The organism is Pseudomonas sp. GW821-FHT07F01 (assembly GCF_059418825.1).
In genome coordinates, this window is the sequence record NZ_JBWKQO010000009.1 from 189020 (window position 1) to 201496 (window position 12477).

12 protein-coding genes are annotated in these 12477 nt (G+C 43.7%); all 12 read right to left on the minus strand.

Features of this window, described 5'->3' with window-relative positions; translation table 11 throughout:
- Positions 1 to 82 precede the first annotated feature (82 nt).
- On the minus strand, positions 83 to 1027 hold the full coding sequence (locus AC07R1_RS29445; RefSeq protein WP_495111200.1) for a UDP-glucose 4-epimerase family protein: 945 nt from the start codon (positions 1025 to 1027) through the stop codon (positions 83 to 85).
- Positions 1024 to 1794, minus strand: a complete 771-nt coding sequence (locus AC07R1_RS29450) for a glycosyltransferase family 2 protein (protein ID WP_495111201.1) — start codon at positions 1792 to 1794, stop codon at positions 1024 to 1026. Before AC07R1_RS29450 ends, AC07R1_RS29445 begins: the two co-directional genes overlap by 4 nt.
- Before the next feature lie 9 nt (positions 1795 to 1803).
- Positions 1804 to 3213 carry a mannose-1-phosphate guanylyltransferase/mannose-6-phosphate isomerase gene (locus AC07R1_RS29455; RefSeq protein ID WP_495111202.1) on the minus strand — a complete coding sequence of 470 codons (1410 nt, stop codon included), beginning with the start codon at positions 3211 to 3213 and terminating at the stop codon, positions 1804 to 1806.
- Between the two features lie 39 nt (positions 3214 to 3252).
- Positions 3253 to 4338, minus strand: a complete 1086-nt coding sequence (locus AC07R1_RS29460; RefSeq protein WP_495111203.1) for a glycosyltransferase — start codon at positions 4336 to 4338, stop codon at positions 3253 to 3255.
- A 9-nt stretch (positions 4339 to 4347) separates the two neighbouring features.
- On the minus strand, positions 4348 to 5502 hold the full coding sequence (locus AC07R1_RS29465) for a glycosyltransferase family 4 protein (protein WP_495111204.1): 1155 nt from the start codon (positions 5500 to 5502) through the stop codon (positions 4348 to 4350).
- The gene (locus tag AC07R1_RS29470) at positions 5499 to 6686 is read right to left on the minus strand and encodes a glycosyltransferase (RefSeq protein ID WP_495111205.1); all 1188 of its coding nucleotides are present in this window, start codon (positions 6684 to 6686) and stop codon (positions 5499 to 5501) included. The genes AC07R1_RS29465 and AC07R1_RS29470 overlap by 4 nt, the downstream gene beginning before the upstream one ends.
- Positions 6683 to 7000: a DapH/DapD/GlmU-related protein gene (locus AC07R1_RS29475; protein WP_495111206.1), complete on the minus strand. Its 318-nt coding sequence runs from the start codon at positions 6998 to 7000 to the stop codon at positions 6683 to 6685. Before AC07R1_RS29475 ends, AC07R1_RS29470 begins: the two co-directional genes overlap by 4 nt.
- A 302-nt stretch (positions 7001 to 7302) precedes the next feature.
- Positions 7303 to 8280: a GDP-L-fucose synthase gene (fcl, locus tag AC07R1_RS29480; protein ID WP_495111207.1), complete on the minus strand. Its 978-nt coding sequence runs from the start codon at positions 8278 to 8280 to the stop codon at positions 7303 to 7305.
- 1 nt (position 8281) lies between these two features.
- A complete protein-coding gene (gmd, locus tag AC07R1_RS29485; RefSeq protein WP_495111208.1) occupies positions 8282 to 9406 on the minus strand; it encodes a GDP-mannose 4,6-dehydratase in 1125 nt (374 codons plus the stop codon).
- Positions 9407 to 9822: 416 nt separating this feature from the next.
- Positions 9823 to 10113, minus strand: coding sequence for an integration host factor subunit beta (ihfB, locus tag AC07R1_RS29490; protein WP_495111209.1), 291 nt, complete (start codon positions 10111 to 10113; stop codon positions 9823 to 9825).
- Between the two features lie 140 nt (positions 10114 to 10253).
- The gene (locus AC07R1_RS29495) at positions 10254 to 10535 is read right to left on the minus strand and encodes a hypothetical protein (protein WP_495111210.1); all 282 of its coding nucleotides are present in this window, start codon (positions 10533 to 10535) and stop codon (positions 10254 to 10256) included.
- 199 nt (positions 10536 to 10734) lie between these two features.
- The gene (gene rpsA / locus AC07R1_RS29500; RefSeq protein ID WP_007931318.1) at positions 10735 to 12429 is read right to left on the minus strand and encodes a 30S ribosomal protein S1; all 1695 of its coding nucleotides are present in this window, start codon (positions 12427 to 12429) and stop codon (positions 10735 to 10737) included.
- Positions 12430 to 12477: the final 48 nt, after the last annotated feature.

Here is a 12477-nt window from a genome sequence, read left to right on the forward strand (position 1 = left end):
ACATTTAGTGCTACAAGCCAAAGAACTCACAACACAGCTAACGAAAGTTAAGAAATGAATAAGAAAAATGCGCTTACCTTAATCATCCTCTACGCCTGAAACCATCAACCGCTATTTTCAACGCTTTATCAACCCCAATCACTGGTTGCCAACCGAGCAGCTTCTTAGTTTTCTCTATATCAACCTGTAAAGAGCCAAGAAGGCGTTGCCCCTGAGATTTTTTTCCAAAAGCCTGAAAAACCACACGCAGCAAAAACACTGGAACCGGCAACAGCCAAATATGGCGTCCCAACGCCTTTCCAACCCGCTGACAAAGTTGAGCTGTAGTCAAATCCTCATCATCACTAACAAGAAATACTTGGTTAGCTGCTTCTGGGTGGCTCATACAAGAAAAAACTAAATCAACTAAGTTATCCAATGCCACCAAACTGCGTTTGTTCAATAGTTTACCAAAAGGTAATGGAATCCCCTTATTCAACCAATCAATCAAGCTGTGAAAATTAGCCTTCACTCCATCCCCATATACTAAAACAGGCCTTATAATTACAACTTCCATTTTTGAGTTAGCCGCTATCTTGAGCAAGCCCTGCTCCGCCTCAAACTTCGAAATACCATAATAATCAGAGGGTGAAGGTACATCATCTGCACGAAATGGCTGTCCGAGGCTTGTACTTTCCCCATTAACCTTAATTGAACTCAAAAAAATAAATCGTTTAACCCCGCTTGCCGCTGCCTGCTGCGCCAAATTTAATGTCCACTCGACATTCACTTTACGATAGTCAGCTAAAGCATTGAGCGAGCGCTCATTCATTATATGGACTCTAGCAGCGGCATGAATAACGACATCAATATTATTCAAACTAAAACTTTTAGCATCTAAATTAACAACGCCATGTATAACATACTGTAAAGGAGCGCTAGAGTTACGGATAGCTGCAGTAACCTCAAAATCTTCAAATGAAGCTAATCGCTTTAAAATCCCCGACCCGACAAAACCACTCGCTCCGGTTAGAAATACACGCTTCATTTTTCTATACCTTTGGGTTTGCGAATCAACTCATACAACTTGAATGGTAGTTTCAAAAAAATCATAAATGCATTTGTGTATAACCCATTACTTCTACAAGCAGTCACTATCTCTAGATTCAGCTTTAAACTACTCTTTAGACCAGAAGTACTTACTCCTCCTGAACGCATACGCACAAGGACTTTATCTATATATAAATACCTAAAACTATAAACCCAAAGCAAACGAACAAACATTTCGTAATCGGCAGCAATTCTATATTTGAGCGAATAGCTACCAACCTTTTCATATGCAGTTTTACGAACAAATGTAGCTGGATGGGGAGGCATCCAGCCAAAGCGTAACTTCCATGAAGAGAACCTATTTGCCCGATAAAAACGAGTAATTTTTTCTAGCTCTGATGGTTCAACAAAAACAACGTCTCCAAAAACTATATCAGTTGCTGGAGAACTCCAGAAAACATCAACAACAGAGGATAAAACATCTGCATTTTCGTAGAAATCATCTGAGTTCAAAAAACCTACAATATCGCCCGTAGCTAACGCAAGCCCTTTATTCATAGCATCGTAAATGCCATTATCTTTTTCTGTTATAAAACAGCTTATTTTTTCAGCATATGACATAGCTATATCAATAGTTTCATCACAAGAGCCACCGTCTATTACTATATATTCTATATCAGCATAACTCTGAGATAAAACAGACTCAATAGTTCCTCTGATAGTAGAGGCACTATTATAACAAACCGTAATAATAGATACTTTCAAGCCCACCTCTTATACGCGACCATATAGGTCTTCAAACCTTACAATATCATCTTCCCCGAGATAGGAACCAGATTGTACCTCAATTAACTCTAGAGGAATCACACCTGGGTTTTCAAGACTATGTACTTGCCCTATAGGAATATAAGTAGATTGATTTTCTGACACCAGATACGTTCTATCACCATTAGTAACTTTTGCAGTTCCACTTACAACAACCCAATGCTCCGCCCGATGGTGATGCATCTGTAATGATAACTTAGCCCCTGGATTAACAGTAATACGCTTAACTTGGTAACGAGCACCATTGTCTATCGAGTCATATATACCCCAAGGCCGGTATACTTCTCGATGCGTTTCACATTCAGAACGACCAGAGCTTTTTAGGTCTTCAACAATTTTCTTTACATTTTGGACATGTTCTTTATGAGCTACCAGTATCGCATCTTTGGTCTCTACAATAATTAGATTTTCAACACCAACGGTACTAACCAGTCGACTTCCGGAATAAATATAATTATTAGTTGAACCTTCTACAACCACATCGCCACGACAAATATTCCCTTGAGAATCCTTCTCTCCTACATCCCATAGTGCGGCCCATGAACCAACATCGCTCCAACCGGCATCCATAGGCACAACGACAGCATCGGTTGTATTCTCCATCACAGCATAATCAATCGATTCATCAGGGCAGCGTTCAAACTCTTCATGTCCTATCCTAGTGAAATACATATCCTGCTCTCCCTGAGATAAGGCTTCGCGGCAAGCATTCAAGATATCTGGGCGAAAACGCTCTAGCTCACTTAAATAACGACTGGCGCGAAACATAAAAATCCCACTGTTCCAGAAGTAGCTACCACTTTCCAAATACGAGTTAGCAAGTTTTTGATTTGGCTTCTCCACAAATCGAGCCACTTCAAAACTACCATTCTCTAAGTCGGATCCTTTCTGGATATAGCCATACCCCGTCTCAGCATGAGTAGGAGCAACACCAAATGTTACTAATTTACCATCTAAAGCTAATGCTCGTGCGTTGCGAATACAGGTTTGGAAGGCCTCCGTATTATTAATCAGATGATCAGCCGCTAAGACAAGTAGTATAGGATCTTGGCTACCTATACATTCTTGCAGAGCAACTAAAGCAACTGCTGGAGCAGTATTTCGACCAACGGGTTCCAAGAGAATATTAAAATTTTCCCAGCCATGCTGCCTTAGTTGTTCCGCAGCGAGGAATCGGTGACTTTCATTGCAAATCACCCGTGGCAAAGTCACGTCCAAGCCATTCAAGCGCGTGATGGTCGCTTGCAACATCGACATATTATCGTCTGTCAAACATAGAAATTGCTTAGGTTTTAGCTGACGAGAGAGCGGCCAGAGGCGGGAACCCGAACCACCAGCCATAATTATTGGAACTAACATTCAATATCCCTTTAACTAAATTAAACTCATTGCAGCAGATTATTCTTGCACAGCAATCTCTAAGATTTTTCGCCCAACAGACTCCCAATTCTTTGGGATCCCCTTCAACTGCTCACTCCAATCCGGCCAATAGCCTAGTGATAATCTTTTATGCAATTCTTCAACAGCCCTCCTCAAAGACTCAATATCATCGACCACAAAGTATATAGCTTGATCTCCACACAAAGCCCTCGCGTATTTAAGATCGGGACAAATTATAGGGATACCAACAAACATCGCCTCAACAAGTGGAAATCCATAACTCTCTTCTTTAGATAAAAACAAAAGAGCATCGACATAATTATAAGATTCTAGCATCTGCTGTGGCGATAGACGCCCACGGCAATGAACCCACGAGATCTCACTAGCAGGATGAGCTTCTTGATCAACAGTTAATTCAAGGCTTTCGACTGGCCATTGTGATGAAATACTAGCTTGTAAGTTACTCAATAATTTGTGGTTTTTATGCGGATAATCTACTGCGGGATAAATTAATCGTAATGGGGCATTAATAGCCCCTGCCCGTCCACTCCGCGCTATCCCTGCCTGAAGAAGCCAGCTAGGTACAGGTTGAGCTACAACATGAATTCGCGAATGTAACGAAGGATAAGACTTAATAAGAGCATCGCGCATTAGTGTAGTTTGGACTATGAATGCCTTTGCATACTTTATATTAACGGAGAATACCCACCTAAAAATAAAGTATTTAAAACTTGATCTTTCCCAAGTAATTTTATCAGGAATTATCAGATGCGAATTTTGCACAAAAACTGTCTGATTTACACTACAACGGATAGGTAAGTCCCCCATAACCAAAAGAGGCGCATCCCCAGAAAAACATCCACCGAATAACATACATTCAAAAAATCTAGAAATTGAATTAGGCAAAATTCTCTTATAATATGATTTATTTATTTCCGGATCATTAATTAAATATTCGGAAAACTCTCCAGAGCTTGGAAGATATAGCTCTTTAAGTTTAATATTTTCGCAACGCGAAAGTGCAGGCAGCAACGATTTTAGCAACTGAACAGCGCCTAATCCTGCAATATTGGTGAGATGCACACGAACAAACTTTACATTCATAAAAATCAATTACTCCGAATACCAAGGTGAAGTAACCTTTTTTCGATTCACTTCCCCTTTTTGCATTACGGATAGCATATAACTGGCAGCGACACTTGGTTGAATATGAATAGCCGCAGTTTTTGTAGCTAAGGATAACTTTTGCAAAGATAGTGGATTTTTTAAAAGAAACTCTAGCGAGTTTTTAAGTAAATGCGGTTCTTGAATATCAAAAATTATACCCGCTGCAAAACGCTTCAAACAAACACTTGCTCCCACCTGAGTACTACAAATTACAGGGACGCCAGCGCATATCGCCTCATTCACCACTACTCCCCAACCATCATGCCTACTTGGTAATACTAAAACATCATATTGAGCGATAATCTCTTGGGAGGAGCCAAAGGGAATTACTCCACAATATCTGACTTTCACACCATCCATATTATAAAGCAATGGGTTTCCCGAGCCATAAACATCTAGGACAACGTCATCACCCAAGCTGTTAACCGCATGAATTAACAAATCCAACCCTTTTCTTGCTATCAGAGCTCCTACAAAAACTACCCGAAGAACTCCACTCTTTGAATCCGTCTTCAACGGCTTTAGATTGCTAAAATTCGATGAAGGTATGAAATAGCCAAACGGGAATAATTTATTATCAGGAATGCCGGCTTTAGAGTATTGAGTAATTGCTGTTTTTGATATCGCAAACACCCCCGACACCCGATGCTTGAGCATTAAAGAATAGAGTTTATAAATATAAGGTCGAACTCTAGACTTTATGTGCGCAAGCGCATATTTCTCCTCAGAGAAATAGCCAAGAGAAATAGGAGAGTATGGCTCAGATACAAGATAAAATTCGACTTTAAACCAAATCGCCAGCAACAAACAATAAATCATCTTGATACTTTGGAAAGAACTTCCAAATATATGAATCCCATTTTGATGCTCATGCATTTGTTTGTAGCAATATCGCATCCACTTTTTCTCAGGGATTTGTGTTCTATTTATTGACTCCACTTTAGTATCAAGCCAACCTTGAGAACGACGAACTTCATCCTCAAGAGTCAGAACATAAGCAAGCAAGGGAGACTTAGCTTGCCGGGAAAGCTCCTCATAAGTATAAGCCTGATGATCGGTCAGCACTGGTTGCCAAGTAATGAAGGGACGAGGCTTACTCATGGAACCTCCCTGACAATAAAATCAAGGACAGCCTGACCGGCGGAAGCAGGGGAACAATATTTAAGCACAGCTGAACTGCCCTTCTCTGCATAGCAGCGGCCTAACTCTGACTCTTCGACAACGAGTCTTAATATCTCTGCAAGCTCCATCGGATCGTTTGACTCTAAGTATAATGCTCCATCACCCAAAACCTTTCGAACATCACTAATATCCGTGCTTATAACCAGTAATCCTGCCTCAGCAAATTCAATGACCTTCGAAGGAAACGTAGTTTCAGCCATTGCGCCGCCTATCGGTTTCAAGGCTAAACCAGCACAGCATTGCTCTAGAATTTGAATGTATTCAAGATCACTGGTGCGTCCATGAATCGTGACTTTAGGAAATCCGTCTTCTAATGCTAATTTTTTAAGAGCATTGAAGGCCTCTCCCTTACCAGTTACATGAATACACAGCCTTTTAGTCCAAGGCTCCTCGTTTTTGCGGAGAAATCGAATAGCATCAATCAATATATCCACACCTGTTTCTGAACTAAGACTCCCCCCCATCAAAATATTACGCTCAGACTCTAGCCATGAAAGGTTCTTAACTTTAGGAGTCGACACCGAGCCATAATAACAATGAACAGGGCGAATGGCTGTTCTAGCAGCCAAGGCGCTGCAAGCAAGAAGTGCCCCCCCCGAGCAATACCGATCATAAGTCCATACTAAAAATTTATTCCATCTAGCTTTTATTATAGGCTGCCCAACCTTTAAAGTCTCCCCATCTTCTAGATCCAAGAAACATCTATATCCCATAATACTAGAGACAAAAAGAAGTGGCAGATAAGCACTCATTCTATTATAAAAAATAGCCGACCTTAAAGAATAATTTGAAAAACGAAATAATATGCCAATTAAAGAAAATAGAGAAAGCAGTTGTGAAATACCGCTGACGTGTGAAAAGGCAGAATATATAACTGGTATACCATTCACCCTCTTGGCTTTACGACCAAAATATGTACTCCCCCCGCTAACACTACCCCGCCCTAAACTCAGGACATAAGGTCTCGCTCCTGCGCTACGTAATGCCTGGCAAAGCATAAATACTTTCCGGGATGCGGCCGGGCTATCGGTACTAATTCCTCTTTCGGTACGAGTTGTATCATCCAGAGCATTACAAATTATGAACACAGCTGGCTTTTTCATTGTAAGAACCTTTTAACAACGGAAGGAACACCCGCCACTAATGCATTATCAGGAACATCTTTAACCACAACAGAACCAGCAGCGATGATAGCTCCGTCACCAATTCTCACACCGCCAAGAATTAAACTTTTGGCACCAATCCAACAGCCACTTCCTACTGATATCGAAGCAGCCTTACCTTGACCAGCCCGCCGCTCTCTAGCACCAACCTCATGCCCTCCTAAGACAAACTCTACACCAGGCCCAATATCACAGTTAATGCCTAATTTTATTTCAGCCTCTATATGCGTATGAAAGATAACACCTGGGCTCAACCAAGTTCCCTCTGCAATGCTTAAAGGACCTCGACCGTATATCCATCCACGGCCACAAATTTTCACTCCCTTTGCGATATTTACTCCGGCGAAACGCCACAGAAAACACCTCAACCCAAAAAGTCGAGAGGGAGGTAGAACAGAAAGAACTAAATTTATTAAATGCCTCAACATAAAAGCCAACTCAAAAAAACGCTAATAGTTTAAATCCACAACAAAACAAACAACTAACCACCTAAACCCTTGTCTTGCAAGAATATAAGGTGGTCAATTTTATGCAAAACTAACAGAGTAATAGCTATTCAGCTCGAACGAAATTTACACTCATTATCCGAAAACCACTTGTAAGCCTCACGCAACCCTGAGCCCAAACTTATATTTGACTTCCACCCCAAAGCTTCAATACGAGATACATCCATTAACTTTCTCGGAGCTCCATCAGGCTTGCTCGAATCAAAAGTTAACTTCCCTTTAAACCCAGTAATTTGAGCGATAGTCTCTGCCAACTCTCGAATGGTACAATCCTCGCCAGTACCAACATTAATATGGGATAGCATGGGGGAAGTATGTTGTTCATAAATATCACGCGACAATTCCATGACATGGACAGACGCGCTAGCCATATCATCGACATGTAGAAACTCACGTTTTGGTGTACCACTTCCCCAAACAACTACTTCATCTTGATTAGTCAAAACCGCTTCATGAAAACGACGAATCAAGGCGGGAATCACATGAGAGTTATTCGGATGATAGTTATCATTAGGGCCATACAAATTAGTGGGCATTACGCTTCTATAGTCGCGGCCATACTGACGATTATAGCTTTCACACAATTTTATCCCTGCAATTTTTGCGATCGCATAGGGCTCATTAGTTTGCTCTAGCCGCCCTCGCAATAGTTCACTTTCGGTCATCGGCTGCTCAGCCATTACAGGATAAATACACGAAGATCCCAAAAAAAGCAGCTTCTGCACACCGTTTTTATGCGCAGAATTAATCACATTAGCCTGCATTAGCAAGTTTTCATATATAAACTCCGCAGGAAAGGTGTTATTTGCATAAATACCTCCAACTTTCGCCGCAGCCATATATACTTGTTGAATTTTATTTTTTGAAAAAAAATCCTCTACAGACTTTTGGTCAAGTAAGTTTAGATCACCTCTATCTCGCGTAACTAAATTTTTATAATCCAAACTTTTTAAACGGCGTACGATAGCTGAGCCGACCATCCCATTGTGGCCAGCAATAAAAATGCAGTCCCCTTGATAATTAGTCATGTCAGTTTTCCAGAGAAACAGGTAAATCGTAACCATGCTTCTTCAAAAGCGCATGTCGCTTAGCTACCTCAAGATCTTCACAGACCATCTCTGCACACATTTCTTGAGCTGTAATTTCTGGAGTCCAGCCTAATTTTACTTTCGCTTTGGTGGGGTCGCCCAATAATGTCTCTACTTCGGCAGGGCGGAAGTAGCGTGGATCAATACGCACAATCACATCACCAGGCTTCAGAGCTGGAGCACTATCGCCAATGATAGACTCAATAACGCCTTTCTCCTCAAGGGCATTTCCCTCAAAGCGGATTGTAATTCCTAGCTCCGCAGCAGACCACAAAACAAATTCACGCACAGAATATTGGACACCAGTAGCAATTACAAAGTCTTCAGGCTTATCCTGTTGAAGCATCATCCACTGCATACGAACATAATCTTTTGCATGCCCCCAGTCGCGAAGAGCATCCATATTCCCCATGTACAAACATTGCTCGAGCCCTTGAGCTATATTGGCTAATCCGCGTGTAATCTTTCGAGTGACAAATGTCTCTCCACGACGTGGTGACTCGTGATTGAAAAGGATTCCATTACAAGCGTGCATTCCATATGCTTCTCGATAGTTAACAACAATCCAATAGGCATAAAGTTTTGCAACAGCGTATGGAGATCGCGGATAAAATGGAGTTGTTTCGCGCTGCGGTACTTCTTGAACTAACCCATAAAGCTCCGAAGTTGAAGCTTGATAAAAGCGAGTTTTTTTCTCCAACCCCAGTAGACGGATAGCTTCTAAGATACGTAGTGTACCCATCGCATCAACATCTGCAGTATATTCTGGTGACTCAAAGCTAACAGCGACATGAGACTGTGCGCCCAAATTGTAAATTTCATCAGGCCGCACCTCTTGAATTATCCTAGTCAAATTAGAAGAGTCTGTTAAGTCGCCATAATGTAAAATAAAGCGCTGATCATCGACATGTGGATCTTGATAAATATGATCTACTCTTTGGGTGTTAAAGGAAGAGGCACGACGCTTGATACCATGGACCTCATACCCCTTTTCCAGCAAGAACTCTGCTAGGTAGGAACCATCCTGCCCCGTAATACCAGTAATCAATGCTTTTTTAGCTGTCATTTCCACTTCCTAAATCAAAATTTCTGATAGCGCCAAACAAAAGATAGAAAGATTCACACTTAACAAAAAATGTCAACAACAATCCACTTAATCGCAAAAAAACAAGAAAGATATGCCGCACCTAAGCTCTTGACAGATATAAAGGCGCGCTCCGTCGAACTCATTCGATCAGCAACATTTCATAATACATCGCGCAGCATTGATGTACTTGATGCCACCCTTCCGCTCTTGCAATATAATAGAAACGCTCGAAAGTGCATACTTATTTGAGTATGGAACGACATATCTCGCAATCAACAGCCAGCAAAGCCATATGAGTTAGCTTATAAACCCTTATCTAAGATGACATTAGGGTCCGCTCCAAGCCTATCGAATCACGGCAGCCTGTCGCCAGAAGAGAAAATTAGGGCCTTTCATTAGACAACATCATCCTCATTCACCCGATCTCGCAACTCTTTACCCGGCTTAAAGTGGGGGACGAACTTTCCATCCAAGCTAACTGACTGACCTGTTTTTGGGTTACGACCTACTCGAGGTGCACGATAGTGAAGTGAAAAACTACCAAACCCTCGTATCTCAATCCGATCACCGGTAGCCAAACACTGCGACATTTGCTCAAGCATCGTCTTGATGGCCAACTCGACATCCTTGGATGAGAGCAGCCCTTGATGGGTGACAATTCGTTCGATCAACTCCGACTTCGTCATATTTTTCCCTTCTTTTTCAAGCAGCTAGGTCAGTGCTTCAAAGGTTTTAGCATGCTCTGAGGGTTTTGAACAGCCCATCTGCGACGCCAATACAAACTCCTTTCTTGTAGAAGATGCAGTGACAAAAACGCAAAGCCGCCCTATCGACACATGACCAGCATCGTTCGGGTCAGATAACCCGCCGGATTCCAACCGAAGGGATAATCCCCCTCCTCATCCCTGGCATCACTGGACTTGGTAATGACCTTGTAGCCATTGGCCTTACACTCACGCGCAGCACGCTTGTAGCATTTGTCCCAATCCGACCCCAGCCCCGAACAGTCGACCTCTATGCCACTGACCCCGCGTGTCGCATGGGTCTTTACATTGGTCGTACACCCAGCCAAAAGAAGAATCAAAACCACGACACCCAACCTGCTCATGCTCTTCCTTAAGGCAGCTTATGCTGCTTGAATAATGCACCCATTGGGTAAGCCTAGACCCTGACACGGCAGCCAACCCACCTAAGAAAGAGACAACTCATTGCACAGATTGGTTTCTCCGGTACTTCGCTCTGAGCTCCTCGAATTTCAGGCATAAAAAAGGGCGACCGAAGTCGCCCTTTTTATGGTCTGACAGAACTTAGTTCTGCTTTTCCATTTGTGCACGCAGCAGGTCACCCAGAGTGGTAGGACCAGCAGCGATATCCGAAGCAGCTGGCTTGTCGCGCAGGCTCTGGATAGCTTCTTTCTCGTCTTCAACGTCTTTCGACTTGATCGAGAGCTGGATTACACGGCTCTTACGGTCAACGCTGATGATCTTGGCTTCAACTTCTTCGCCTTCTTTCAGGACGTTACGCGCATCTTCGATGCGGTCACGGCTGATTTCGGAGGCTTTCAGAGTAGCTTCGATATCGTTAGCCAGGGTGATGATGGCGCCTTTGGCGTCAACTTCTTTTACAACACCCTTAACGATTGCGCCTTTGTCGTTCTCTTGGACGTACTCGGAGAACGGATCGCTTTCCAGTTGCTTGATACCCAGGGAGATACGCTCGCGCTCTGGGTCAACCGACAGGATAACGGTGTCCAGCTCGTCGCCCTTCTTGAAACGACGTACGGCTTCTTCGCCCACTTCGTTCCAGGAGATGTCGGACAGGTGAACCAGACCGTCGATGCCGCCGTCCAGACCAATGAAGATACCGAAATCGGTGATCGACTTGATGGTGCCGGAGATCTTATCGCCCTTGTTGAACTGGCCGGAGAAGTCTTCCCATGGGTTGGACTTGCACTGCTTGATGCCGAGGGAGATACGACGACGCTCTTCGTCGATGTCCAGAACCATAACTTCCACTTCGTCGCCGACTTGTACGACTTTCGAAGGGTGGATGTTCTTGTTGGTCCAGTCCATTTCCGAAACGTGTACCAGGCCTTCCACGCCTTCTTCCAGCTCAGCGAAGCAGCCGTAGTCGGTCAGGTTGGTTACACGAGCGGTAACGCGGGTGCTTTCTGGGTAACGAGCCTTGATAGCAACCCATGGATCTTCGCCCAGTTGCTTCAGGCCCAGGGAAACACGATTGCGCTCGCGATCGTACTTCAGAACCTTGACATCGATCTCGTCGCCAACGTTGACGATTTCGGAAGGATGCTTGATACGCTTCCAAGCCATGTCGGTGATGTGCAGCAGGCCATCGACGCCACCCAGATCGACGAATGCGCCGTAATCGGTGAGGTTCTTGACGATACCTTTGACTTGCTGACCTTCCTGCAGGGATTCCAGCAGAGCTTCACGCTCAGCGGAGTTCTCGGCTTCGAGGACGCTGCGGCGGGAAACGACAACGTTGTTGCGCTTCTGGTCGAGTTTGATGACTTTAAACTCGAGCTCTTTGCCTTCCAGGTGCGTGGTGTCGCGCACTGGACGGACGTCAACCAGAGAACCTGGCAGGAACGCACGGATGCCGTTAACGTCGACAGTGAAGCCGCCTTTAACCTTACCGTTGATAACGCCCTTGACCACTTCTTCGGCTGCGAAGGCTGCTTCCAGAACGATCCAGCATTCAGCGCGCTTGGCTTTTTCACGGGAGAGCTTGGTTTCACCAAAGCCGTCTTCAACCGAATCCAGAGCAACGTGAACTTCATCACCAACATTGATGGACAGTTCGCCAGCATCGTTGTAGAACTGCTCAAGCGGGATCAGCGCTTCAGACTTCAGACCAGCGTGAACGGTTACCCAACGCGCTTGGTAGTCGATGTCGACGATAACACCGGTGATGATGGAGCCTGCCTGAAGGTTCAGGGTTTTTAGGCTTTCTTCAAAGAGTTCCGCAAAGCTTTCGCTCATTTTAATTCCTGTTGATAAGGGCGAAGAATCCGCCCATCTGCCACATCC